General features: G+C 67.0%; 24 protein-coding genes and 2 pseudogenes. 14 read left to right on the top strand and 12 right to left on the bottom strand.

The window, feature by feature from the left end; genetic code table 11:
- Positions 1-126: 126 nt before the first annotated feature.
- Both ACIBK1_RS33100 and ACIBK1_RS33105 read right to left on the bottom strand, forming a co-directional pair.
- Positions 127-1,119 (bottom strand): hypothetical protein, encoded by a 993-nt coding sequence (locus tag ACIBK1_RS33100; protein ID WP_396739591.1) that lies wholly within the window; start codon positions 1,117-1,119, stop codon positions 127-129.
- A gap of 45 nt (positions 1,120-1,164) precedes the next feature.
- The gene (locus tag ACIBK1_RS33105; protein ID WP_396739593.1) at positions 1,165-2,346 is read right to left on the bottom strand and encodes an ISAs1 family transposase; all 1,182 of its coding nucleotides are present in this window, start codon (positions 2,344-2,346) and stop codon (positions 1,165-1,167) included.
- A 580-nt stretch (positions 2,347-2,926) separates the two neighbouring features.
- Here ACIBK1_RS33105 and ACIBK1_RS33110 point away from each other — a divergent pair.
- Positions 2,927-3,049 carry a hypothetical protein gene (locus ACIBK1_RS33110; RefSeq protein WP_387075864.1) on the top strand — a complete coding sequence of 41 codons (123 nt, stop codon included), beginning with the start codon at positions 2,927-2,929 and terminating at the stop codon, positions 3,047-3,049.
- A 258-nt stretch (positions 3,050-3,307) separates the two neighbouring features.
- Here ACIBK1_RS33110 and ACIBK1_RS33115 read toward each other — a convergent pair whose 3' ends face one another.
- From ACIBK1_RS33115 to ACIBK1_RS33125, 3 genes are all read right to left on the bottom strand, one after another.
- On the bottom strand, positions 3,308-3,562 hold the full coding sequence (locus ACIBK1_RS33115) for a hypothetical protein (RefSeq protein WP_387075861.1): 255 nt from the start codon (positions 3,560-3,562) through the stop codon (positions 3,308-3,310).
- Entirely contained in the window at positions 3,563-3,934 is a 372-nt protein-coding gene (locus ACIBK1_RS33120) for a DUF6247 family protein (RefSeq protein WP_387075859.1), read from the bottom strand.
- A 229-nt stretch (positions 3,935-4,163) separates the two neighbouring features.
- On the bottom strand, positions 4,164-4,403 hold the full coding sequence (locus ACIBK1_RS33125; protein WP_387075856.1) for a hypothetical protein: 240 nt from the start codon (positions 4,401-4,403) through the stop codon (positions 4,164-4,166).
- A gap of 603 nt (positions 4,404-5,006) precedes the next feature.
- Between ACIBK1_RS33125 and ACIBK1_RS33130 the strand changes: the two genes are divergently transcribed.
- From ACIBK1_RS33130 to ACIBK1_RS33150, 5 genes and pseudogenes are all read left to right on the top strand, one after another.
- Positions 5,007-5,465 carry a single-stranded DNA-binding protein gene (locus ACIBK1_RS33130; protein WP_396739596.1) on the top strand — a complete coding sequence of 153 codons (459 nt, stop codon included), beginning with the start codon at positions 5,007-5,009 and terminating at the stop codon, positions 5,463-5,465.
- 136 nt (positions 5,466-5,601) lie between these two features.
- Positions 5,602-7,212, top strand: coding sequence for a ParB/RepB/Spo0J family partition protein (locus ACIBK1_RS33135; RefSeq protein ID WP_396739598.1), 1,611 nt, complete (start codon positions 5,602-5,604; stop codon positions 7,210-7,212).
- Positions 7,213-7,302: 90 nt separating this feature from the next.
- Positions 7,303-8,448 carry a DUF932 domain-containing protein gene (locus ACIBK1_RS33140; RefSeq protein ID WP_396739599.1) on the top strand — a complete coding sequence of 382 codons (1,146 nt, stop codon included), beginning with the start codon at positions 7,303-7,305 and terminating at the stop codon, positions 8,446-8,448.
- Positions 8,449-8,801: 353 nt separating this feature from the next.
- Complete coding sequence (locus ACIBK1_RS33145) at positions 8,802-8,984, top strand: hypothetical protein (RefSeq protein WP_396739601.1); 183 nt, start codon at positions 8,802-8,804, stop codon at positions 8,982-8,984.
- 74 nt (positions 8,985-9,058) lie between these two features.
- Positions 9,059-9,421, top strand: a pseudogene (locus tag ACIBK1_RS33150) (single-stranded DNA-binding protein); the annotation flags it as partial.
- Between the two features lie 408 nt (positions 9,422-9,829).
- On the opposite strand, the gene ACIBK1_RS33155 reads toward ACIBK1_RS33150, so the two are convergent.
- Positions 9,830-10,588, bottom strand: coding sequence for a hypothetical protein (locus ACIBK1_RS33155; protein ID WP_076440689.1), 759 nt, complete (start codon positions 10,586-10,588; stop codon positions 9,830-9,832).
- Positions 10,589-11,022: 434 nt separating this feature from the next.
- On the opposite strand from ACIBK1_RS33155, the gene ACIBK1_RS33160 reads away from it, so the two are divergent.
- Entirely contained in the window at positions 11,023-11,520 is a 498-nt protein-coding gene (locus ACIBK1_RS33160) for a hypothetical protein (RefSeq protein WP_396739603.1), read from the top strand.
- A 460-nt stretch (positions 11,521-11,980) separates the two neighbouring features.
- Here the strand turns inward: ACIBK1_RS33160 and ACIBK1_RS33165 are convergent, their stop codons facing one another.
- The gene (locus ACIBK1_RS33165; protein WP_396739605.1) at positions 11,981-13,588 is read right to left on the bottom strand and encodes an ISL3 family transposase; all 1,608 of its coding nucleotides are present in this window, start codon (positions 13,586-13,588) and stop codon (positions 11,981-11,983) included.
- A 319-nt stretch (positions 13,589-13,907) separates the two neighbouring features.
- Between ACIBK1_RS33165 and ACIBK1_RS33170 the strand changes: the two genes are divergently transcribed.
- A complete protein-coding gene (locus ACIBK1_RS33170) occupies positions 13,908-14,423 on the top strand; it encodes a hypothetical protein (RefSeq protein WP_396739607.1) in 516 nt (171 codons plus the stop codon).
- Positions 14,424-14,635: 212 nt separating this feature from the next.
- On the opposite strand, the gene ACIBK1_RS33175 is transcribed toward ACIBK1_RS33170, so the two are convergent.
- Both ACIBK1_RS33175 and ACIBK1_RS33180 read right to left on the bottom strand, forming a co-directional pair.
- Complete coding sequence (locus ACIBK1_RS33175) at positions 14,636-14,869, bottom strand: hypothetical protein (protein ID WP_387075829.1); 234 nt, start codon at positions 14,867-14,869, stop codon at positions 14,636-14,638.
- Positions 14,870-15,101: 232 nt separating this feature from the next.
- Positions 15,102-15,566 (bottom strand): hypothetical protein, encoded by a 465-nt coding sequence (locus ACIBK1_RS33180; RefSeq protein ID WP_387075820.1) that lies wholly within the window; start codon positions 15,564-15,566, stop codon positions 15,102-15,104.
- 297 nt (positions 15,567-15,863) lie between these two features.
- Between ACIBK1_RS33180 and ACIBK1_RS33185 the strand changes: the two genes are divergently transcribed.
- From ACIBK1_RS33185 to ACIBK1_RS33200, 4 genes and pseudogenes are all read left to right on the top strand, one after another.
- Complete coding sequence (locus ACIBK1_RS33185; protein WP_396739609.1) at positions 15,864-16,232, top strand: PadR family transcriptional regulator; 369 nt, start codon at positions 15,864-15,866, stop codon at positions 16,230-16,232.
- The gene (locus ACIBK1_RS33190) at positions 16,229-16,630 is read left to right on the top strand and encodes a hypothetical protein (protein WP_396739611.1); all 402 of its coding nucleotides are present in this window, start codon (positions 16,229-16,231) and stop codon (positions 16,628-16,630) included. The genes ACIBK1_RS33185 and ACIBK1_RS33190 overlap by 4 nt, the downstream gene beginning before the upstream one ends.
- Before the next feature lie 176 nt (positions 16,631-16,806).
- Positions 16,807-17,955: pseudogene (locus ACIBK1_RS33195) on the top strand (IS701 family transposase); the annotation flags it as partial.
- A gap of 505 nt (positions 17,956-18,460) precedes the next feature.
- Positions 18,461-18,667 (top strand): hypothetical protein, encoded by a 207-nt coding sequence (locus tag ACIBK1_RS33200; protein ID WP_396739613.1) that lies wholly within the window; start codon positions 18,461-18,463, stop codon positions 18,665-18,667.
- 68 nt (positions 18,668-18,735) lie between these two features.
- Here ACIBK1_RS33200 and ACIBK1_RS33205 read toward each other — a convergent pair whose 3' ends face one another.
- Positions 18,736-18,918 carry a hypothetical protein gene (locus tag ACIBK1_RS33205; RefSeq protein ID WP_396739615.1) on the bottom strand — a complete coding sequence of 61 codons (183 nt, stop codon included), beginning with the start codon at positions 18,916-18,918 and terminating at the stop codon, positions 18,736-18,738.
- A gap of 52 nt (positions 18,919-18,970) precedes the next feature.
- Positions 18,971-20,305, bottom strand: a complete 1,335-nt coding sequence (locus ACIBK1_RS33210; protein WP_396739617.1) for a tyrosine-type recombinase/integrase — start codon at positions 20,303-20,305, stop codon at positions 18,971-18,973.
- 1,333 nt (positions 20,306-21,638) lie between these two features.
- Here ACIBK1_RS33210 and ACIBK1_RS33215 point away from each other — a divergent pair.
- On the top strand, positions 21,639-22,601 hold the full coding sequence (locus ACIBK1_RS33215; RefSeq protein ID WP_396739619.1) for an ankyrin repeat domain-containing protein: 963 nt from the start codon (positions 21,639-21,641) through the stop codon (positions 22,599-22,601).
- 163 nt (positions 22,602-22,764) lie between these two features.
- Positions 22,765-23,127 (top strand): hypothetical protein, encoded by a 363-nt coding sequence (locus tag ACIBK1_RS33220; protein ID WP_396739621.1) that lies wholly within the window; start codon positions 22,765-22,767, stop codon positions 23,125-23,127.
- Positions 23,128-23,162: 35 nt separating this feature from the next.
- Here ACIBK1_RS33220 and ACIBK1_RS33225 read toward each other — a convergent pair whose 3' ends face one another.
- Complete coding sequence (locus ACIBK1_RS33225; RefSeq protein ID WP_142575038.1) at positions 23,163-23,384, bottom strand: hypothetical protein; 222 nt, start codon at positions 23,382-23,384, stop codon at positions 23,163-23,165.
- Positions 23,385-23,694: the final 310 nt, after the last annotated feature.

Below are 23,694 nucleotides of genomic sequence, written 5' to 3' on the forward strand. Positions count from 1 at the left end.
TGGCCCTAGTGATCACTCTCGCAGGGCCTCGGGGAGGACGAACGGCGCCAGGGGAAGCGCCTCGGATGCCAAGCCTGGACCGGTGTCCGCCTCTAGACCCCGCCCGGGAGGAGGGGCGAATTGGCCCTACCCGCGAGCGCGCCCGGTGACCAGGAACCCGCTCTCCTCCCCATCAGGCTCGACACGGAATCCGAGCACGCGCAGGAGATCGCGGAGCGTATCGTTCATCACGTTCTGCACGTCGTCGAACACCCGATAGCCGCGCACGTGAAGGTGGGCTTGCCGGTCGTGCTGAGCCCAGACGACGGTGTAGCCGTCTGCCTGCCATGCGCGGCCGACGTACACACCGCCGAGCGAGCTTTGGCGGTCGCTGTCGTACAGCGGCAGACCGGCCTCGAATACTGCACTGGCAATCTCCGCGGCCAGCACAACCTGCGGGCTGCGGTCGCCTGCCAGCCAGCGGTGGCCGAGGGAACCGGGGATGCGTTCCAACTGCTCGGCCAGGTGCGCCTGCCACGCTCGTTCCTCTGCAGTCTCACGATCGAGGAGAGCAGGGTGCGCTTTCCCTGCCTCATATGCGTCACCGTGCATGGTGACGCCGAGGCAGGCGGCGAGGACGTCGGTGATCACCATGGTCATCACGTCCTGGACGGCATGGAAGCGCCCGTCGAGTTCAGAGGCTCTGAAGATGGCACGACGGTGCTGAGACCAGGTGACGGAAATGCTGTCCTGTGCCGGTGCGACACACGCTCCGCCGAGCGGACTATGACCTTCGCAGTCATGCAGCGGCAGGCCCACCTCGACCAAGGCGGTGGCGACGGCAACTGCCCCCGCCACCTCGAGGGACCGGTCGCCCGCCAGCCACCTCTTGCCGAGGGAGCCGGGGATGCGTTCCAATTGCTCGGCCAGGTGCGCCTCCCACGCCCGATCCTCGGGACTGGGCCGTTCGTCGAAGGTGCCGTCGGCGCGAGGCGACCCGTACGCGGATCGCAAACGGCTGATCGCTTCATCGTCGTCGACGTACTCGGGCGGCAGGTCGCAACAGTCGGCTTCGCCGCGATCCTCAAACGGGCCCGCGACGACCCGCTGCCCGTCAACCACCCACCAGCCCGGCGGCATCACGCCACCCTCTGCGTCGTCGGGACGACCAGGGCTGAAGCGTTCTCAGGTTGTGAGACCGAGTAGCTGAAGTCCATCCGCGGGGTGGCTGCGGTAGTGGTCGGTGGCGGCAGCGATGTTGGTCCAGCCGATCAGGCGGGCCAGGCCGATGGCCAGATTGCGGAGGCTCGCCATGATCCGGGGTGCGGCACCGGTCCTCATCTTGCAGGCGTCTTCGCGGTAGGTGACGTCGCGGATGTGGTGCAGGGCTTCGATGCTCCAGTGGCCGCGGATCAGTCCGGCGAGGTGGGGATGGGTGATCCGGCCGGGGGGCAGGCTGGTGATGGCGTAGATGGTGACGATGGTGGTCTTCCCGGTGGCGTGGTCGGTGCGGCGTCGTTTGACCTGGATGGCCTGGGCGGCGTGAGGGAAGGGCAGGCCCGGGCGGACGGTGCAGATCTTCATGCGGCGGATCTCGCGGCGTCCGTGCCCCGTCTCGTCGGTGCGGTCGTTGAGGATGGCCTCGCGCCAGGGCAGAGCCTTGAGCCGGCGCAGCAGCGTGGGCTGGTTGCCCTTGACGATGAACACGTAGTGCTCTCCGGCCGCGACGATCTGGCGGGCGTGCTCGTGCTGGGTGTGCAGGGCGTCGGCGGTGATGACCACGCTGGTGAGGTCGAGCCCGGACAGCAGGGGCGTGAACGTGGGGATCTCGTTGCTTTTGGCTGCGACCTGGGCTTGAGCCATCACCGTCTGGGTGTCGTGGCGGGTGGCGGCCAGCAGGTGGGTGGTGCCGTTGCCGGTGCGGCTGCCGCGCAGGGTTTTGCCGTCCACGGCCAGGCCGAGTAGCGCCGTTGTGCCGTTCGTGCCGGTCACTGGTGGCGCGGCGGCCAGCCTGGACAGGAAGGCGCAGGTCGCAGCGTCGAAGGCGTCGCCGTCCAGGCGGGCCAGCAGCCGTCCCAAGGTGGAGGCGGCCAGCCGTGCGGTGACCGGCAGACCGATCCGGGTGCGCAGCTCGGGATCGTATCCGGCGATGAACCGGGTGATCTTCGCCAGGGAGGTCGCTCCGCCGAGTACGGCGAGCAGGGCTAAGGCGAGTAGCGGGCCGAGTCGGTAGCGGCGCCCGCGGCGGCTGCGGGGGTCGGGTACGGCATCCAGCACCTCGGCCAGGGCGGGCAGGTCGGACAGCGGATCGGAGATGGTGACGTGCTCCAGGTGGCGGGAGAGCACGTCGATCGGGGATGATGGCACGCGAACGCGGCCCCTGTTCTTGATCGACTGGCTAGACACCGACGATCATGAGGGGTCGCGTTTGTCATCTCCGCACCAGGGTGCCCTCAACCACCCGCCCGTCCCAGAGGTGCGACCATCTCACCAGCCGAGAACGCTCGAGCCCTGTCGGGACGACGGACCCAACGCGCGGAAAAGACATCACGGCACGCATACGCCCGCTGGTGGGAAGCGCCGAGGAGGCGAGGAGTTCGGCCGGGACGTGAGGCGGCCCCTGCCCGTGACCGCGTAGCTCGACGGAGCCGTCACCGGTGCAGGAAATCATCTGCCGGAGCGTCTCATCGGCCCTGACTGCGCTGTGCCGCCTGCCACCGCCGAGGGCGTGCATGCACGCTGTCCCCGCTGTAGGCGGGACGGCCGTGCCGGCGCCGAGCCTTCGCTGTAGCGCGCACAGCTCGATCTGGGTCGGGTCCGTCGTCACGGCTGACAAAGCACCTCATTCGCGTCACGGCATGCGGCCCCCAGCCTACGGGGCTTGCAGGTCGGGAGGGCCACACTTGCGGCGGTACCCATCACGTTCCCTGCGCCGCGAGGTTGCCACATGGGGCTGCCGCTACATGGACGGCTCGAACGCCTCGTCTCAAAGGGCGCCACCATCAGGTTCGCCGAGGTCGGCCGGTGCTGGATCTCCTCGGCCTGCGCGGGCGTCGTTCCCGGCCGCTGACCCGCGTTCATTTCGGCCCGGCGAACCCACATGCGCACCGTCTCCGCCGCGCCGATACGCCGATTCGCCGCGACCGCTTTCATCGCAGCCCACTGCATGGGGTCGTTCCGAGACCGATCTCAGCGACCATGCGTACCGCGCGCTCGCGAAGTGCTGCCGGGTGGGGACGGACGCGCCATTACCCGATCACCTCAGGGAATCGAGCCTCCACCAGGCCCAGAGCGCATGAGCGATGGCGCTGTTGTGTTCTCTGAGCGTTCAGCCGTACCAGGTGACTTGAATGATCTCCACCAAGCGCCGGTACTCGATGATCAGGTACGCGACCATGCCTCGACCGCCGTCGCCAAAGGTCCGCGTCCGCATCGGGGCGTCTGGCCGTTCTCCCACGAAGGGGTTGCCGTTCCACGGCGCGACTTGAAGGAACACGATCGCTTCGTGGAACGCCGCGAGCGCTTCTGCAGGCAGGGCGGCGATCTGCTCGTCTACCTGCTTGCTGATGCCGACCGTGTACATCTAGAGATCGAGTTCCACGCCGAGCACGGATGCCCGTTCGGCAAGGACCTCCCGCAACGGCCTGCCCGGAACATATTCGCCACGTTCGATCTGCTCCTGGATACGAGCACCCCGTTCCAGGACCGCTTCGTACTCCCCAGTCGCCTTCATCCTGGCCATGTGCCACCAGTGCGCGAGCAGAGCGTTCACCGGCGCGAGGTCCAGTTCCTCGGTGGCCTTGGCCATGGCCCGCCGATAGTCCCTGTCGAAGTACTCGCGGTCGGCAGGAGGCAGGCACGCGCGAATATTGCGCGGAGTCCGGTCGGCCTGCAGGGATTCCACGATCTGTTCAGGCGTCCGGACACTGAGCAAGTCGTGTGGCTCGGCGGTCATGCCGTTACCTCCTCAGCTCACAGGTGTCCTGACTCAGCACGCGAGTCGCGACATCTCGCAACAAGCCTAGCCGTCGTGGGTCGGCAAATCGCCGCTCAGTAGAGCCAGGGTCCGGGGAAGGCTAGTCTCCCTGCCTCGAGCGGGTGACGGTCCAGCTGTTGGCCCCGGCTGCGTACTGCCGGATCCAGTCCTTGGCCGTTTCGTGTCGCCTCAGGCCGCTCGTGATCGCTCAGTCGCCGGCTGTCCGCTGCACCTGCTCGATGATCTCGGCACGTGCCGCATCGCACACCCCATACAGCGCCACCCGTACGCCATTCGCGCGTTCTTCCTCCAACTGCATCGATCGGGTGATCTGATGCGGCCCGCCGTGCCAGCTGCAGCTGCCTCGACGAGGGGCCGAGCCGGCCTTGTGACGCTCGGGACGGTACTCCTCATCGGAGACGATTCGCATTACGGTCGGCATCGCCATGGGTTCGACCCTTCTGCGGATAGGGTTCCGGCCGGTTCGCTGCCGACGATCCAAGAACCGTTGTCCGGCGTCAACCTGCTCCGCCTCCTGCCTCCGATAAATGGCCCTCCCGGCGAGGACGGCACCTTTTGGTGTGAAGCGCGGCGAAACGCCAGGAGGCTGCCCGCTGGACAAACCGGCGGACCGGAACCGAGGCGAGCAGCCTTCGAGTCGCGCGATGTGCGGTCGCCCCCTAGGTCTGGTGCAGAGGGTCGGACGGGTCCTCCTCGAGCTCTCGGTCTTCGCCGGGCCTGGTGTCCGGGCGTGGTCACGCCTGAGGCGTCACCCCCTGTTCCGGCGGCTGACTATGCGCCGGCTTAGCCCATCGCCGCAACCCGGGTTCTCGCCCGCGTGTCACCGCGGCCGCGGTGGGCGAGTGGCGGGATTTCAAGATCTTTTGCTGCGCGAAACATCTTGAAATCCCGCCACCACCCGGGTTGCAGCTCCGGTCACGCCGTCGCGTCGTCCGCTCCTCGCCGGAACGGGGACACCGCCGCAGGGCGGCTCCCCCCGGCCTCAGACACCAGGCCCCCATCCGGGGGCCGCCGATGAGGGGGAGGACCCGTGCTCGACATTCACATCAGCCTGACCGGCAGGATCGCCTACGATCCACGCTTTTTCGCCTCCGATCATGAGGCGCCGGCCATGTGGTCGGCGGTGCTGGAGGTCAACGGGCCGCCCACCCCGCGCCGCGACGGCTCGACCTACGTCCCCACACGTCAGGTGGAGGTCGTCGTCTACGGGGTCGCCGCGATCCGGGCTCACGAGTCCTACCGCAAGGGCCACCTGGTCATGGCGCACGGCTGCGACCTGATGCCCCGCACCTACGAGACCAAGAACCGCGAGGGCAAGCCGGTCGTGCGAGCGGCGGTCAAGGTGATCGCCACCGATCTGGGGCTGGCCACCCGCTACAGCCCGGTCCGCGAAGAGCCCGCCGTCTGGCCGGTCGCCGCCGCACCCCGGCGTCTGGCCCAGGGCGCCTCCGCAGCCGTCGACGGGCCCGCGACCCCGCTGGCCGCCTGACCTGCGGGCGGCCCTGGACCGGGCCGCCCGCCCCCCGTCACCGGCACAGATGCGTCGCGCCGCGGCGTGCCGAGACCGGCACGCCATCGGCCCTTCCCCTCTTGTTCCTGTGCCGCTACATCAAGAAGGAGCTCGTATGCCCGCAACAGCCGACTGGGAGAACGGTCTGCGCGAGGCCGGCAATGTTCGCCTCGCCCGGATCCCCCTGCACCTGCTCGATCATCATCCCGGGAACGTCCGGGCCGACTACGCGCTGACCGACGCGTTCTGCAAGTCCCTGGCTGCCGAGCAGCAGGTCGCCGTCCATGTCGTTCCGATCCCCGATGACCATCTGCGGGGTGAGGGGGAGGAGTGCTACCGGTTCTGGGTGACGAAGGGGAACCGGCGCCTGGCCGCCGCCCGCCACCAGCAGCTGTCCGACCTGTTGTGCCTAATCGACCTGGGCAAGGCCGGTGACCGCGCCGGCCAGTTCATCGACATGGTGGTCGAGAACGACGACGACTACCGGCGCGGGCTGACCGCGTTCGAGCAGGCACAGGCGCTGTTCGCAGCGCATGAGGCCGGGGCCAGCCGTACCCGCATCCGCAAACTCACCGGCCGCACCCGCGAAGAGGTCGCGGGGGCCATCACCGCGGGACGGCTGTCGGCGACGACCCGTCAGGCCGCCCGGGAGATGGACTACGCCTGGACGCTGGAGGACCTGGCGCTGCTGACCGAGTTCGACGGCGACGAAGACGCGCTGGCGGAGATCCACCAGAGGGTCGGCTGGGGACACAAGGTCCGCTACGCGGTCGAGTACATACGCACCGAGCGGGCCGAGGCGGCCCAACGCGCCCAGGTGCGCGCCGAGCTGGAACAGGCCGGGATCCGCGTGAGCGACGACATCCCGTCCGGGGCGCTCACCCTCACCCGCCTGGCCGATGTCGTCGAAGGCTTCGACCCCGACACGCACACCACCTGCGAGGGGCACGGGGTGTTCCTGCGCAGCCGGGGCACTGCCACGCCACTGGCCTACTGCACCAGCCCGCAGCAGCACGGCTACGCGCCGCCGGAAACACCGTCAGCACCGGGCGCTCCCGCCGTCGGATCGACCGCGCCGGCCACGGCCAACGAGCTCGAGCGGAAGCTGGTCATCGAGGGCAACCGGGCATGGAAGGCCAGCGCGACCGTGCGGCAAGAGTGGGTTGCGGGCCTGCTGGCCCGCGCCACTGCACCCAAACCGGTGCTGGCCTGGGTCGCCCGGCAACTGCTGGAGATGCCCACCCCGTTGCGGGACAAGCTCACCGGCGCCCGGCACACCACCCTGTGGGCGAAGCTGACCGGCAACATCGATGCGGCGAGCACGGCCGCGGTCCGGCCGGGGCGGCTGCCGCTGCTGGCCCTGGCACCGATCGCCGTCGCCTATGAGCACCAGATGACCGTCCCGGACTCGGCCCGCTACATCTGGCGGCACGACCGGACCGGTGCGGTCAGCCGCTCGGACACACGGGCCTATCTGTCCCTGCTGGTCGAGCTCGGTTATCAGCCGACACCGATCGAGCAGGCGATCGTCGACGGGCTCCCGTACCGCGATGACGCCCCCGCCGAGGAGCTCGAGCCCGAGCAGGCGCCCGACGCCGGCGAACCGCCGCACGAGCCCGCCGCGGAGGAGACGAGCACCGCCGTGCCGGCGGACGCCTACGCCGGGGCAGACCCACAGACCGATCCCGACGCCGGCGACGGTGCCCCGTACTCGGCGGCCGCCTGACCCGCTCGCCCCACCACTCCACCGCAACTGGACCCGATAGGCCCGGCCACCAGGCCGGGCCTTCCTCTTACCTACCGGAAGGAATCGCTGATGAGCACCGTTGTCCCCGTTCCGCTGACCGCCCGCAACGCGGGCCTGGCCGAGCTGCACGCGCTGCTGCGCGACCAGCACGCCCGCAAGGTCGACGTCCCGGTCACCGCCGCGCAGATCCGCGCGTCCGGCACGCACCTGCAGCTGATCGACACCCCGCCCGTACTGTCGGAGGCCGGGGTGAGCGACAGCACCGGCCTGTACCTGCCGACCGAGATCTGCGACCAGGGCCTGGCCGACAAGCTCGGCATCCCCCTGCCGTATCTTCGGCGCCTGCGCGCCCACCAGCCCGCCCTGTACGAGGCCAACGTCAACACCTGGCTGCGCTCCGACGACCGCCGCTTCCTGCTGCGCAGCCTGCGCGGCACCGGTGACGCCCCCGGCGTCGCGCGGGCCTTCCTGTCCGACCGCTACAAGATCATCGACAACCTGGACGTGCTCATGGCCGCCCTGGACGGCGTACGGCTGGCCGGGGTCGACATCGACATCGACGGCTGCGACCTGACCGAACGGCGCATGTATGTGCGGGTGGTGTGCGAGCAGGTCGCCGCCCTGGCACCCGAGCTGCTGAAGAATTACCGCAGCCCGTTCACCGGCGCCGCCGGCGCCGACAACCCGCTGGTGTTCGCCGGATTCGTGATCAGCAACAGCGAGACCGGCTGCGGCGCGTTCACCATCACCCCGCGCCTGCTGGTGCAGGTCTGCCGCAACGGCATGACCATCACCGCCGACGCCCACCGCCACGTCCACCTCGGCGGCCGACTCGACGACGGCGGCGCGGTCCGCTGGAGCAGCGACACCCAGGACAAGAACCTGCAGCTGATCACCGCCCAGACCCGCGACGCCATCACCACCTTCCTCGACACCGACTACCTCACCACCAAAATCCGCGAACTAACCGCCGCCGCCGGGGCCGAAATCGCCGACCCCGATAAGACCATCCAGGCGGTCACCAGCAAGCTGCGCTTCACGGAAGACCAGCAGCGCGAGATCCTGCGCCACTTCATCCGCGGCGGCGACCTCACAGCGGGTGGCGTGATGCACGCCGTCACCAGCGTCGCCCAGACCCTCGACGACGCCGACACCGCCCACGAAATGGAGGCCCAAGCGATGCGCGTCCTGCACCTGGCCGCCGCCGGCGCCTGAGCACCCACCCCCGCCTCTGCGGCAAGAGTGCGGGGCCGCATCGACGCGGCCGTGCACGGCCGGGGGACGGATCGGCGGCAGACCGTGTGTCGAGGAGCCATGTCCTCCCGCGTCCCTTGTTATGCCGGGTTCAGCCGTGCCCAGTGTTCTGGTCGGTCAGTGTCGCAGGCGCGGTCGTTCACGCAACCGGGCTTTCGCTCCGCTCACCCCGCGCCTACAAGATCTTTTGCTGTCGCAAAACATCTTGCACGCGCGGGCCGCCCGGTTGCCCTCCCTCCCTTCCGCCTGCGGGTCCTCCCCCACCAGAACACGGCACGGACCCCGGCACGGGTCCCGGCGACAAGGAGCAGGACATGACCCTCACCCTCGACACCCCCCTCGGCCTGACCGACCTGAGCACCTGCGGCCGCTGCGGCCAGACGACCCAGATCGAGCAGCTGTTCCGCTGCACCAGCAACAGCTGGAGCTGCCACGACTGCATCACCGAGGCCATCGAGACCCACCGCCTGGCGACCGTCGCCGGCCGGAAGGCGTAGCGGCCCGGCATCGGCGCGGGGGCACACGTCCCCGCGCCCTCACGCATCCGACCCTTATGAATGGAGAAGACTCCATGGCCAACGAGACCACCATCGCCATTGTCGGCAACCTCGTCGACGACCCCGAATTCCGCTTCACCACAGGCGGCCACGCCGTCGTGCGCTTCCGGGTGGCGTCGACGCCCCGCTACCAGGACCGTCAGACGGGGGAGTGGAAGGACGGCACCAGCCTGTACCTGACCTGCACCGCCTGGCGCGAACTCGGCGAGCACATCGCCGAATCCCTCCAGCGCGGCAAGCGCGTCATTGTCCAAGGCCGCCTGCGCCAGCGCAGCTACGAGACCGACACCGGCGACAAGCGCACCGTCTACGAACTCGAGGCCGACGAGGTCGGCCCCTCCCTCCGCTTCGCCACCGCAACGGTCACCAAGGTCAAGGCCCCGCCGATCGCCGATCTACAAGATCAGCAGCCCTGGCCGACACCCGCCGCCGCGTGATAACCCTGCTCGCGGTGAGTCCCACGCTGCCCAAGTCAGGGCAGGGGTTCGACCTTGACGCCCGGCGCCACGATGCGCAGGTCGACCATGCGGTCGCTCACAACCGGCCAGCCATAATGGACCCCACACCAGGCCATATGCGCGAGCGTGGCGTCAGCCGCGCCGAGGTCGGCAAGCGCACGCCGAGAGCGTCGGATTAAAAGTGGATCGCCATTTCGCGGACCAAGAACACGCTGACCTGCGCGTGATCGCGCGGTCCCTCTCGATTGCGGGAAGATCATTCCGCGCACGTTCCGGATCTTGTGTTGTATGACGGCCAGGAGTGGCCGATTCGTGGTGGGCGTTGACTCAGTAGCGGTGGCCAGGCCAGTGAGGGTCCTCCCAGCGGGCGGGGCCGGCAAGGCTGAGCAGTCGTATCCGGTGAAGCAGCTCTACGGGAGCGTTCCTGGCATGGAGTCGGGCAGGGGCGTGACGAATCAGCCAGGCCGCCAACTCGGTACGCATCTCTTCCTCGTTGTCCCAGCCTCCCCACGGGAGTTGATCTCCCAGCAAGTCGTACTCCCAGTGCGTCACCGCTTCGGCGATGTGCTGGTCGGCCACGGCGCACGTCTGCGCCTCCCAGACGTGCAGCCATGGGCTGAGCGTGGCAGAGGCTTCGGCACACAGAGCGAGGACTTCGTGCGCAGGCACAGCAGGATCCGTGTCAATGAGAGTGTGGGCCCACCAGGCGTTCAGGAATTCCCGTACCGCTGCGGTCTGCTCGGCAGGCCACTGCTGCCACTGGCCGCGAGCGAATGCACGTCCGACCTCCTCCATACCGAAGAGAGGCTCGACGAGGCCCCTGACCAGGGCCCTCGACAATTGAGGCAGAATACGGCGCAACACCGATGCATGGTCACTCCAGTCGGTGGCCTGCCACGTGCGGCGCAGGAGATCGAGGTCCAGCTCCACGTCCGGCACCTTCAACTGCGCGAGCTCTTCGGCGCTGCCCCAGTGGCACTCACAGTTGTGCTCGTCAGGCTGGGCGGTCATGCCATGGAAGGTGACGGCCATGCGGTTCAACGCGGCGTCGAGACGGAACAGTGCGGGTGTTTGGTTGAGATTCATCGGGGGGCGTTCACCTTCGAAGACTCCGGAAGGTTGCGCCGTCCGAAGGTTGCTACTTTAGCGCGAAATCGGTCTCCCCGGTCGGCAGCAAAGGAGATGGAAGCGGCGTTTGGGGCTGGTCACGCGTGACCGTGGTTGCCCCCTCGTCACCCTGGCTAATTGCACGCCAATTGCACGACGATCACGCACACGACCTGCGGCGGTACGCCATGCGCGCGCCCCCGGCCCCTACTCCGCCCCCGTCCTCCTCGTAGCTGCCGACACCCAGGACGGGACCACCGTGTCAAGGGTCAGCGAAGCTGATCGCGTAGCGACGCCGTAGGCGCCCTTGACTCGGCGGGCTCGGCCGGGACACTTGAGCAGAGGAGGACGGCAACACGCTCCCGATCGTTAGAATGTGTGAACCCAGAAGTACCGGCCGACGTTTCATGTGTATGACGCGTAAGCGCTGGGTCGCGTTCGCCGCCTCGGTCACCTTGGTTCTGGCGGCGCTGCTGTGGTGGATGGTCACGGAAAACGACCGGCGGCTCGATGCCCAGATACGGCAGGGTCTTGAACGTTATGAGCAAGCTTTCGCGAGAGATGGCGTCGGTGCTACTCCAACACCTCCTCGGCGGGAGGGATATGGCCGAAGTCTCGGCGTTCTGTCAATCGAGAAGGTGACCGTGCATAAGGACGGACAGACGCTTACCGCTGAGTTTGTTGGGGCCTTGTCCGCTGGAGCTTGTGGCGCGGATTACCCCGCCCGCGCCGTGGAGTCTGAGCATGCGGTTCTGATCGTGGTGGAGGAGCACCCGCACGTGCAGGTGGGGGCACGGGCCTGCACCGCTGTGGGAATCCTCAACCAGGTGACCGTACGGCTCAGCCGTCCCTTGGGTGAGCGTGCGGTGCTGGAGGCCGAAAGAGGGATGCCAGTTCCCTCGACCTCATGAGGTGACAGGGTGCTCGCTACTGGCGGACGGACCGAGCTGCCGGCGGCCGGGACCGGCCCCCAGACATCCCATGCGCTTAGATGTCAAGCTGCGATCTCAGATGTCTTCTTAGGTTCGCCTCCCGCGCGATGCGACCACGCGGTTGCTTCGTCGTATTTGGCGCCCGTTTGAAGGCACCCGTGGAGCGGCCGGTGCCCCTCGTGAGTGAACACGTTGAGCAGGCGCCGCTCGTAGGCAGCGAGGAACGCTCGCCATGCGCGATTGTTCTTGCGGCAACCAGATCCGGTGAATTTAGCGACGGGGAAACCTAACGAGCGGCTCCGATTATCCGACCTTGACATAAGGTCAGTTATCGATCCTCTTGCGGGAGCTTCCCCCTGGGCCCGGGGGATCGAACGCGGACTATTGTCAACGGACTCCCGATAGTGGCTCTGGCACTGATTTCGTGCGTTGACCCGTCTCAGTCGGCGAGGAGGACGCGTTTGCGCAGGAGGTCGGGGTTGGCGCGGCCATACATCTGCCGCTTGAGCATTTTGACGCGGTTGACGTGCCCTTCGACCTTTCCCGAGCTGTGGGGCAGGGTCAGGCCGGCTTTGGCGGCGTCGAAGTCGCGTCGCAGCCCGGTGACGAAGGAGTGCAGTTCCGGCAGGTCATCGGCCTGGACCTGCTTCATCCACTGCTCCAGGCCGTTGCCGGTGAGGTGCATCATCATCTGGGCGAAGGCGCGGACGTGCTCGCGGAGCGCGGCCAGGGCGGGGCAGGCTGCGGTCAAGGTTTGCAGGTGCTGGTGCTCGTCGGCGTCGAGGGTGTCGGGGTGGCGCAGGAACCAGGCGGTGGCCTGGCGGACGGTGGGTGGGGATGGCGGCGGCAGGGCGATGGTGGTCTGGGACCTCCAGGGCCGGACGTACTCACGTACCGACCTGCCTATCCCGCGGTAGCCCATGGCCTTGACCTCCTGAAACAGGTGCTCAGCGTTGGTGCAGCCCTGCTCCCAGCGCTGCCGCAGGTAGCCGGCGTACTCCTCGATCATCTTTGGGCGTTGGCCGGGGCCGTTGTGCACGAGCAACTCCTCCGGACTGCTCGCGCGGGCGAAGCGCCGGACGGTGTTACGGGCCAAGTTCAGCTCGCGGGCGATCTCGCGCAGATCCCGGCCCTGCGCGAGCAGCTCATGGACCAGGGCGTGCCGTTCGCGGGTCCGTTCGGCCAGACGGCCCGACCGCGGCTCGGAGGGAGTGGGCTCGCCTGCAGGCGGGGCCGTGACAGGCGCCGATGCCGTCACCTCGTCCGGCGGGGTGACGACCGCCAGGTCCCGTAAGTGAGCGCGGTGCTTGGTGACCGTGCGCTCGACGGCATCACCCAGGTTGCGCCACATATGCCACCTGTCCGCGACCTGAATCGCCTGCGGGGCACCCCGGGCGGCGCCATCGGCGTAGCAGCCGGCCCTATCCCGGCACACGATCTCCACGCCGGGACGATCGCGCAGCCAGGCGGCAAGCGCATCTGATGAGCGCTCGGGCAGCACGTCGACCGGCCGGCTGGCGGTGATGTCGATCAGGATCGTGCCGTAGGTGCGGCCGCGGCGCAGGGCGAAGTCATCCACACCCAGCACCTGGGGTCCTTCGGTGGGTTCGGGGTCGGGCAGGGATCGGATCATCCGGATCAGCGTCATCCGGTTCACCGCGGCGGCCAAGCGGCAGGTGAGCCGGGAACCCGCCCTGCCGCCCAGGGCCAGGGCGATCGTCTGCAGCAGCGTGCGGAGCGGGACGCTGTAGCGGCCGTAGCGGACGGTCAGCCCGGGCACCTGCTCGGCGAAAGTCGTCGCGGCGCAGTCGTCATTGCCACACCGAAACCGCCGTACCCGCAGGTGAAGCACCGTCTCCTGGCCGCCGACCGCGGTGTCGCACACCCGCCGCTCGTAGCTGCTGTGCACGCGCTGGGAGACCATTCCGCACCGTGAGCATGCCGCCTGCGAAGCGCGGGTCCTGGCCCGGATCCGTACCGACCTGCCCGACCGGCACACCCCGTCTATCTGCAGGCCGGACGGGTGAGGGATGAGAACCGCGAGCATCTCCGAGATCGTCACTCAGCATGATCAGCAAGGCTGGTAGCCGACCGCAGGAAGATCACGAAATTAGTGCCAGAGCCAGTTTTCAGGATCCGCCGACAACTATCAGCTTGGGAATAGGCTACTGATCTTGCGGTGCTGAGCTGGGAAAACAGGGGTGCAGGTCAGGGCTCGCCGAGTGACCGTGAGTGCCCGCGACTCACCACTGATCGCCGTCCGTTCTGGCACGCATCTGGCACGGACGCCGGCTCTCCCTTGTCGGTGTCACAGCAGGCTCGTATGGGCTTGACGTCCTCACGCCGGCTCCCGGCATGATCGTCAGGTGGGCGACTTCGGGATTCGCGGATACAGCCCCGCATGGATGAGCGGGAGTGCAGCGGTCGCCGCCGCCCATGGTCGGAGACTGGCCATGCTGGAAGGGCGGAGGCTGACGCGCGCTCTGCTGGTGTGGGACCTCGACGAGGATGTCTGGTTCCCCGATGGCCTGGTCCTGTTGGACTTCGAGGGCGAGCAGACCGAAATCGTCCACCAGAAGTTCGATGAAATCTCCATCACGTGGAACACGGTCGATCCGGCTCGGCCGCTGGATTGGGCGGGGGAGGGATTCCGGCTGGCATGGCGAGAGGGTGTGCCAGACGAACTGGCGCGATTGCAGGGGCAAAGGCTGCAGGCGGTGGAGCTTCTGACGTGGATAGGGGAGGACATGGCGCAAGGGATGTTAGCCGTCGGGTTCCTCTTCCCGCACAGCCGAGTGACGATTTACAACGCTCTCGATGAGAACGGCATGGAGTTCAGAGACCCTGACCAGCGGTATGCGCGCCAGAGGTTCAGTCTGTAGTGCTCATGATCAACGGGCGAGGCTTATCACCCCTGGAGATTGGAGCGGGTGACGGGAATCGAACCCGCGCTGTCAGCTTGGGAATTGCATGGATCATGGCCCGTAGGGGCGCTGACCTGGGCGTGGAGCCGGTCATGAGTGACCGTGGTCGCCCCCTCGTCCCCCTGGCTAATTGCACGCTAATTGCACGACGATCAGCCCCCGACCTGGGTCTACCACTCCTTACCTTCGGCCTGGCGTTGCTCTATCATGACGCTGATCGCCGCACTTATCGCGTGGAGCACCTTGCGGGCGTGCTCGCGATCGACACCCATGCGGGTCTGGAAGTCCCACTCATCGAGGTGAACGCCGTTGCAAATCTCGTTGAGAGCGTTGTTGACGGCGAGAGCGTCGTCTGGCCCGAGGCTGATCGTGATCGCATCGGCTGTTGCCCTGATGATCTCCACGCACACATTGTGCAGAAGAGAGGGCACCTGCGCACGCCTCGCATCTTCCTGATCACCCCGTCTGCCGTCGACCCGCCCGAAGGGGACCCGGCGGCCTTGGTCTGCTCGGCTTGTCCCGGGTCGATGGCGGGCGGGGTGATCAGGCCCCTACCTCAGCCACCTACGGCCGGCCACGATGAGCGAGGCCTTGGCGATCACCCCGGAGTCGGAGCGCCCCCGCCGGAGGCTTTATCTAGGACTCCTCCGCTACAGCTATGCCGTAGAGATGCCGATGGACTGTGGCATCCTGCTCCAGGATGTGATCGATGGTCTCCCAATAGTCGGATAGCCAGGGATGGACGAGGGCTTCCTCGCGGGTCAGCTTGCGACCGTAGAACGGTTCATCGGGTGCGACTGCGGCGCCCTTGACCAGAGAGCAGGCGGGGGCAGGCTGCCCTTCAACGGGACCGACGCGACATCCGAAGGTGACGCGGTTGGGGCCAGGGCGGCTGACAGGCTCGTCGGGAGCCCAGGCGTCATCGATGATGACATCGATCCAGGCTTCGTGGACTCCGTTGTGGTGGTAGCAAGATGCGTAGTAGATCGCATAGGCGCCGTCGTCGTTGTTGATGAACCCGGTCACGCGATCGAAGGGGGTCTGGCAACAGTCGCAGACGCCGGTTCGGATGTTCCTGTCTGGATCGATTCGCAGTTCCACGCTGGCATTATGGGGCGGCTTGGAGGGGGCGCTGGCGGGGTGCTTGGGATCAGCGGATGCTCTGGGCGCGGGCCCGGGTTGCCGGCGGCCGGGACCGGCCCCCAGGCCGCATGCCCGGCCGCCGAGCGGGCGCAGGGCCGCGAGGCGGCGCGGAGCGCCGCCCTTGATCCTCTACGAGCGCGATTCGGCAGGGAAGGATGCTGAAATCGCTAACCAGACAGAAACCTCATTCTGTTCTGTATAACTGGTAGTAGAGTCTCACCTCCCCTGCGTAACCGACATAGGTAAAATAAGGATGTGGCAAGTCCCGCAAGGATTACCGGTCCGACGCTCGACGTTCTGGAGGCCTTTCTCGCGGCTCGTGCGAGGAATGAGGACCTCCACGGTTGGGCCATTGCCAAAGCCACCGGCCGCTCCAGCCCCACTGTGTACGGCGTACTCGATCGTCTCGAGGATGCCGGATGGGTCGAAGGCGCCTGGGAGGAGCAGGCTCCGGACGTGAACAGGCCCCGGCGGCGGTTGTATCGGCTCACATGCGAGGGCGCGGTACGTGCCTCCGCCTTGCTGGCCGAACGTCGTCCCGGCTCGGTCCTGGGCGTCTTGCGTTCCCCACCTCGGCTGCTGCTCCAGGGCTTGTATGCGGCGTTGGGCGGGAGGCCTCGATGAGCTGGGGCGAGATCGCCTTCGCCGTCGTCTCCGGCCTGCTGATCAACGAGTGCAGCGATGTCGCTCCTTGGATCGCTCGGGCGCTGGCCGTGTGGTCGGCTCGCCTGCGGTACGCGGATAAGGCGCGGGCGCAGATCCGGGCCGAAGAGCTCGCGGCTCTGATCAACGATCGTCCAGGCAAGCTTTTCAAGCTGCTGACGGCACTCGCATTCGTTTTCGTCGGCCTGAGCGGTCTGTGCGTGGGTGCCTGTAGTCGCCTGCGCCCCTCTTCGCTCTCGGCGCAGTTCTTCCGAGACCACGATCGATTCGCACGTTCTCTGGGATGGACCAGAGACGCCACGTGGGTGCGGAGGACCTATCGCGATCCACGGTTTGACACACGGAAGAGCGGTGGCTGAAGCGGCGCCAGCTTCGGCATCCGGGCGGCTGCCTGCGGGAGCCGAGCAGGCCATAGACAGACGCAGATCTTCGGCAGCCATGGGCAACTCATGGCCTAGTACTACATGCCTAGATCGCGTTTGGCGATCGCCTGGTTCCTCTGCGTGACATGGCTGGGGTGTGTGACGGTATCCGCATGCCCCAGCCTTACGACAGCACAGGTGCCGTGACCTCTGCGGATCTGGACGCGTGGCAGTCGGAATTCGAGCGGGTGTGTGCCCGATTCGAGGGTCGATGGTTCCGGACGGAGTCGCGTGCGCATTTCCGGCAGTATCTGCGGGGACTGCTGGCGCCGCTGGCGCGTAAGAACTCCTGGACGATCTCGGAGTTCACCGGTGAGCGCAGGCCCACGGCGATTCAGCGGTTCATCAATCTGACCCCGTGGGATGCCGATGGGCTGCGCGATGAGGTGCGCGCCTACGCGATGGAGCACTTCGCCGACGAACACGCGGTACTGATCGCCGACCCGACCGGGTTCGCCAAGAAGGGCAGGAAATCCGCGGGCGTGCAGCGGCAGTACTCCGGCACGCTGGGCCGGATCGACAACTGCCAGATCGGCGTGTTCCTGGCCTACGCCAACACACGCGGGGACCGGGTGCTGATCGACCGCGAGTTATACCTGCCGGCCGATTCCTGGTGTGCCGATCCGGTGCGGCGGGCCGAGGCGCATGTGCCCGGACAGGTGACCTTCGCCACCCGCCCGCAGCAGGTCGAGGTCATGATCGGCAGGGCGGTGGCGGCCGGGGTGCCATTCGCCTGGTTCGCCGCCGACGAGGAGTTCGGCCAAAACCCGCACCTGCGCGCGTATCTGGAACGCGAGCAGATCGCCTACTGCATGGCCGTCCCGAAGACCACCGACATCACTACCGGTAACGTCTCGGGGGCCAAGGACAACCCCAATCGCGTGGCGCACCTGGCCACGCGATTGAAACCCCACGATTGGCAGCGGCGCGCGTGCGGGATCGGCGCCAAGGGGTTCCGGGTCTACGACTGGGCCGTCATCGGGACGTCCATCCCGCACCACCGCTATGTGATCCGCCGCAATATCGCCGATGGTGAGCTGGCCTACTTCCACTGCTTCGATCCGCGCGGGGATGGGCTGCCGGAACTGGTGCGGGTCATCGGATCGCGGTGGCCGATCGAGGAGTGTTTCGAGGCGGCCAAGCAGGAAGCCGGGCTCGATCAGTATCAGTTCCGGCTCTATCCCGCCTGGTACAGGCACATCACGCTGGCCATGCTGGCGTTGGTGTTTCTCGCCGTTTTACGAGCCGGCGCTAAAAAGGGGACCCATGTCCTGTGGACAACCGCGGTCTCCCGGCAGGACAACATCGGCGAACCCACGCGAACCGTCCCAGGCTGTCGCCCGCGACCGGACCAGACCCGTCAACCGCCTGATCGCCTTGTCCATCGGTGAGGTCCGCCGGCTGTTCAACCTGATCGGCAGCAACGATCACACTGTTGACCTGGGGCTTTACTGGTCGGAGCAGCGCCGCAGCCACCAAGCCCGAGCGCGCAGGCACCACTTCCGGCGGCACCTGCGCCTACAGGTCCTACAGATCTAGCTATGCAGTACTAGATGCTGCCCGTGGACTACGAGCGCCCATTCAGTGAGATCGACACAGGCGATCAGGATGCCCGGATGCCCTGTGCCTGTCGCGTGAGCACTGCGTCCATGCAGATCGGGATACCCTGGCCGAGTTTCACCAGGCGTCGATTGCCGTGATCGAGCGGCGTGCACCGCAACCTTGCTTCTTCCTCGCTCGCCACTCGCCGAGCTTAGCCTGAAGGCCTTGAACGACGAAGACCATCCGCACACCCACAGCTTCACCCAGCTCCTGGACAGCCTCCAACGGCAAGGGCACGCCCTGCTCGTCGGCAGCGCCGAGGAAGACCTGGTGGTGGCCTTCATCCGTGACCTCGATTCCTACAACGAGGGCGGCGACCAGGGGCGCTACCCCACGACCCGTCGCTGGCCACCGTGTGCTGCGCGGACCTGACCCTGCCTCGTGTGCGCGTCGACCGGCTCTATCACTACACCCAATGCCAGCTCACCAACCGCGCGCGATTAGCGCGACTCCACCCCAAAGTGGCCCAGCGCATAGTGAATGGTCTGGCAGGCGTCGATGCAGTGCGCGGCCGCGTGGCCGTCCTGCCCGACGTTCCACAGCCACACCGCCGCCGGACCATACAGCGGCATCAGCTCGGGCGAGGCCCGCGCCATCCCCAAGACCACGTGCTCGAAGTGCATCCGCGCGGGACTGTCCAGTCTTCCCTGGACGGACCCGATGGCGGCGGTCTCGCTAACGACGAGATCGGGCGCGGGTCCGAGCGAGGGCATCGAGGGCGGTGTCGTCGGCGTCGGGGAGGGTGTGGAGGTATTTCTCTGTGGTGGAGATGCTGCCGTGGCCCAGGCGCTCCTTCACCACCTGAAGGTCGGCGCCACCGGCCAGCAGCCACGAGGCGTGGGCGTGGCGGAGGTCGTGCATCTTGACCTTGAACTCCAGACCTGAGGCGGCAAGCGCCGGCCGCCAGATCTGGTCGCGGAACCAGCGACGGGGGATATGCCCGTCGGTGTCCCAGCGGCGTGGTCGGCGGGGGTTGTCCTTGCCGGAGGACCGACGCTCGGCGCGATAAACCGCGTAGGCGTTCTTGCAGTGCGCGCAGCGGCACTTGCCCGCGGAGTACGCGCTGAGCGTGCCATGCCGATACCGCCGTCCGGCAGCGTTCGGCTCGGTCAAGCCCAGGTGCTCTGCAGGCTCCACCTTGGGCTGCGGCGCGGACTCCTCGGGCTCGTAGACGAAGAGCAGGTCGTCTCGCTCCAGCTTGCTGTCTTCGATGTGCTGCGTGAGCTTCGCCGTGATCTGGGGGCTGAGCTTGAAGCGGCGAAACTCCCGGTCCTTCGGGTACTCCTTGATCAGGAATCGCTTTCCTTCTGGATGATGCTTGGGGTTAATCTCGATGACCGTCCGGCTGACCGTGACGATCCGGCTGAGCACGTCGAGGTCCTTGACGCGGAGCTCGGTGAGCTCGCCCCAGCGCATGCCGCTCTCGATGGCGGTCTCGGCCAGGAGCCGAGCTTCCTCGGTGGGCAGTGCGAAGTAGAGCTTGTCGAACTCCTCAGGGGAGACGATGCGTAGCGGCTTCTTCGGCACGGTCGGTGTCTTAACGCCCTTGCATGGGTGTAGTGCGGTGACCTGATCGTTCAGTGCCGTTGTGAAGATGCCGCTGAGGATCGACTTGTTGAGCCGGATGGTGGCGGGGGAGAGGCCGCGGTCCTGCTGGTCCTTCACCCACGCCCGGACGTCGCTGGGCAAAACTTCGATCATGCGCATGGGCCCGAACCAGTCCATGATGTGCGCGTAGATCGAGTACGTGTAGCCCTCGCGGGTCGTGGCCTCCATGACGTGATGAGGTAGCCACTCCTCCTCGACATACCGCCGGAAAGTCTGCTTGCTCCGAGCCGGGTTGCCGGCGCGCCCCTCGTCGAGCTTGGCCTCGGCTCGTTGCCAGGCCTTGTCGGCCTCGCGCTTGCTGCCGAAGGTGCCTGCGGACCGCTGTTCACCGCGCAGGTCTCGATAGAGCGCCGCATAGCGAACCCGGCCCCTGCTGTCGATCCGCTTGCGGGAGAAGCCCATTCCGACCCCCATGATCGTGTCATCGCTGTGTCATCGGATCCGACGTCAGTCGGCGTCATCTCCCGGTACTGCTCGGCATGAAAATCATGCCTCTGACCTGCATAGTAGCGACTGCACTCCCGGGAGTGAGGGAGCCGAATGAACGCGAAAACGCGACTGGGGGTCAAGGGGTCGTGGGTTCAAATCCCGCCGTCCCGACACTGTTCTAGCAGGTCGGAGCCGTGATCACGCAAGGGTGATCACGGCTTTTCTGTTTCTCGTTGCTCGTTTGTTGCTCGGATGAGCCGTCAGTTGCCGACACCCCGCTGACTGGCATTGCCGCAGGCTGTCGCGTGTTCCGGCTCATCGACGTCGGTGCGGGACGCGAATGTTCAAACGGGTAGCTAACAAGCAGGGGTTATTTTTGATCTACGACGTAAAGGCATTCGCTTTCAGGCTCACCCAGGCATCCGGGCGAAGACGACGAGAGTACCCGCAGCAGTTCGAACCGTCGTCGGGCGCTGGGAGCTCTGGCCGCATCAGTCAGGGCGTCCTCGACGGCTTCGAGCGCGGCAGATGGAGCCGAAGGGTGGCGACGAGGTCGAGCTCCTGGCGCTCGGCCTCAGCCACTACGCCGTGGGCCAGGGCGGCCCAGGCGATTGCGGTGCGATAGTCACGGTGCAGCCGGTCCAGGTCGGCTCGGTACGGTCCCAGCGTGGTCGCAAGATTGACAGGAGCGTCGGCCTCCGCAGCGGAAGGGATACGCCGGAGGTATGGCCCTTAAGGGAAGTACGCAATGCGATCACTGGCGGAGTGCAACACGCGGACCGTGATTCAAGCAGGCCGGGTATCCGGCCTGGCCTTCCACCTACCCAAAGCTTCTGAGGCGGCAGACGGGGCGGGATGAGGCGCGTGCCGCCGTGACTCTTCCTCCACGCGACCGCTCCCGTTGAAGCAGCCCCAACGCTGCGGGTCAGCTATCACTCGGTTCGCCTAGGGCCTGTATCGAAGTCGGTTAGGGCATTCGTCGATCGCGGCGATCAGATGGTGGCTTTGTAGCGCACGGCGAGTTTCTCGTAGCGGGTGGCGACAACGGGCGGCGTTTGAGGCGGTTGATGCCGCACTCCACCGCGTGGCGCTGGTCGGGTCATGAACATGCCGTTTCTCCTGAGACGTGGAAGGACACGCGGCACCGAGACCGGAGCAGCGCTCCAACGGCCTCGTCCGGGCGGGAGACACACCCGTCACTTCAAGGCCCTGATCTTACCTGTCGAGGCGCCTATCACTCCTACCGGATCTGACGGTCTCTGGGCATGATTGGATCTTCATCCGGCTGTGCGTGAGTGGGGATGCTGTGAGCAGAAGGACTGAGTATCTGGCGGCGCGGGGACTCGACCCCGAGGGCATCCGGCGCCGGCTTGCGGGTGGCGGCCACCAGGGGTATCCGCGCACGCTGGACGACGACCTGCACGAGGCCGCCTACGAGGGCGTCGCGGAGGCGATCGAGGTGCTCGTCGCGCACGGGGCTGACGTGGAGTCGTCCGGCGTGTGGGGGACGCCGCTGTGGTCCGCGGTGTGCCGAGGGCACCGGGACGCGGTCGCCGCGCTGCTGCGGGCCCACGCGGACCCCTGGCGGCCGGTCGTCGCCGGGCGCTCCGCCGGGGACATCGCGCTGACCGGGCCGCTGGCTGGACTGTTCGCCACTCTGCCCGGCGTTCCCGCCACCGACGCCGGCCTGCTGCGTCTGCAGGCGGAAGCGGACGCCCTCGTCGCCGCGTACGATTCCTGGGAGACCTACTGCGGCGAGGGCGACGGCTTCGCGTTCGTCGCGGGCATCGACGAGGACACCGCCATCCGTCGGCTAGGCCTGGACCCGGCCGGCTGCCCGCTTGCGGACGAGGGCGAGTACATGGACGTCGGCCCATCCCTCGGGGATACCGCACTCTGGCTAGGCCGACCGCCGGGAAGCGCCGGCGTCGTGGTCTACAGCGCCATCAGCTTCGACCCTGCAGCCGAGGAGCTGTGGAGTCCGCTCAGCTCACCGGGCCCGGCCGTCAGCATCGCCACCAACATGATCGTGGACACCACGATCGAGGTCTGGCGGGACGGCGCCGAGATCCGCTATCTGAGGTCGTTGCAGCAGCCCGAAGACGACATGCTCTCCGAGGAGTGGCTGTGCCGCTTCTACGACCACTCACACGGCTCACCCGGCGGACTCGCCCGCGGGCTGGCCCTCGCCACCCTGCTGACCGGCGTCGAGGTGACCGAGGACTGGCTGTTCCACGCCCCCAAACGCCTCGTCATCCTGCCCGAATGACCTGCCCGCCCTAGGGCAGGCGGATCCTTGAGGCGCTGCCTACCGTCCAGAGCCTTGCCCCATAGACACGGCCACGGAAGTGCTTGACGTGCTAGATCGACTACATAAAGTGATTCCCTGCGAGTGATTATCGGGGGGATGTATGAGATCGCGAGCAGGGTGGGTGTCGGTCACGCTGGTCGTCGGGGCGCTGGTTCTGGGCTCGGCCAGAGCGGCGTTGGCGGGGACGCCCGGATGGAACGATGCCTTCGGTGACGGTCGGGTGACAGTGCCCGCCGATCGGTCGATGATCAAAGTGTGCGATGCCAAGGTGGACAACCTGGCTTACAAGGCTGTCTGGCACAACGACAATCCCATCGATGCGCGAAAGCCGTTCGAGGTGCGGGCGCCGCAGGGCGGTTGCGGGACCGACAGTTCCCTGTTCGGATCGGTGAAAGTCTTCAAGCTCTGTCAGGGACAGATCGGTACGGACAAGCGCGTGAAATGGGGTGCCTGCAGGGCGGCGGTGTGGCCCGGCGGTCGCTGACCGACCCCGCATGATGGCCGACCTGAGGTTCGGGGTCACGCACCTGTGCTGCCGCCTCCGAGGGTCTGCTGGATCTCGCCTTGCTTCTGTTCCACCACGGTCTTGATCAGGGTGGCCAAGCCCAGTGCGACGCCGGCGATGATGGCCGTGATGATGACCCACTCGACGGCGGAGGCTCCGCGTGTGGGGGCCGTTCGTGCGCGTTGTATCCGAACGGCGAGGCATGCTCGCAGGTAGATGACCCAGGGGTGGTTCACGCCGCCTCAATATCCTTCAGAGCAGTGCGGATGTGACTGACGGCGGTCTGGGAGTTACCTCGCAGGTCGCCGTCATTCGTGCGCTGATTACTCTTTGCAATATCTTGCAAGCGCATTGTTGCCGATTTTGTCGGTGCGTGAGGCGGAATCGCTCTAGAATCTGGAACTCCGGCCGGTTGATCCACGGTGCCCCTCCGGTTCGCTGTATCGCCTCGCTCGACCACGTTCGCCGTGCTGCCTGCCAGCCAACCCCGGCAGCCAGGCGTGCGTGCCGCTTCTGCCTGACGCGTCCCGTGCTCACGGTTCGATC

The organism is Microbispora rosea, from assembly GCF_044460045.1.
Lineage (GTDB): Bacteria > Actinomycetota > Actinomycetes > Streptosporangiales > Streptosporangiaceae > Microbispora > Microbispora rosea.

Coding starts and splice junctions, on each gene's coding strand:
- ACIBK1_RS33205 (WP_396739615.1), bottom strand. CDS start 18,918: ATGCACTTCGAGCACGTGGTCTTGGGGATGGCGCGGGCCTCGCCCGAG.
- ACIBK1_RS33165 (WP_396739605.1), bottom strand. CDS start 13,588: ATGCTCGCGGTTCTCATCCCTCACCCGTCCGGCCTGCAGATAGACGGG.
- ACIBK1_RS33160 (WP_396739603.1), top strand. CDS start 11,023: ATGACGCGTAAGCGCTGGGTCGCGTTCGCCGCCTCGGTCACCTTGGTT.
- ACIBK1_RS33115 (WP_387075861.1), bottom strand. CDS start 3,562: ATGTACACGGTCGGCATCAGCAAGCAGGTAGACGAGCAGATCGCCGCC.
- ACIBK1_RS33135 (WP_396739598.1), top strand. CDS start 5,602: ATGCCCGCAACAGCCGACTGGGAGAACGGTCTGCGCGAGGCCGGCAAT.
- ACIBK1_RS33210 (WP_396739617.1), bottom strand. CDS start 20,305: ATGGGCTTCTCCCGCAAGCGGATCGACAGCAGGGGCCGGGTTCGCTAT.
- ACIBK1_RS33140 (WP_396739599.1), top strand. CDS start 7,303: ATGAGCACCGTTGTCCCCGTTCCGCTGACCGCCCGCAACGCGGGCCTG.
- ACIBK1_RS33190 (WP_396739611.1), top strand. CDS start 16,229: ATGAGCTGGGGCGAGATCGCCTTCGCCGTCGTCTCCGGCCTGCTGATC.
- ACIBK1_RS33100 (WP_396739591.1), bottom strand. CDS start 1,119: ATGCCGCCGGGCTGGTGGGTGGTTGACGGGCAGCGGGTCGTCGCGGGC.
- ACIBK1_RS33110 (WP_387075864.1), top strand. CDS start 2,927: ATGGGGCTGCCGCTACATGGACGGCTCGAACGCCTCGTCTCAAAGGGC.
- ACIBK1_RS33120 (WP_387075859.1), bottom strand. CDS start 3,934: ATGACCGCCGAGCCACACGACTTGCTCAGTGTCCGGACGCCTGAACAG.
- ACIBK1_RS33125 (WP_387075856.1), bottom strand. CDS start 4,403: ATGGCGATGCCGACCGTAATGCGAATCGTCTCCGATGAGGAGTACCGT.
- ACIBK1_RS33145 (WP_396739601.1), top strand. CDS start 8,802: ATGACCCTCACCCTCGACACCCCCCTCGGCCTGACCGACCTGAGCACC.
- ACIBK1_RS33155 (WP_076440689.1), bottom strand. CDS start 10,588: ATGAATCTCAACCAAACACCCGCACTGTTCCGTCTCGACGCCGCGTTG.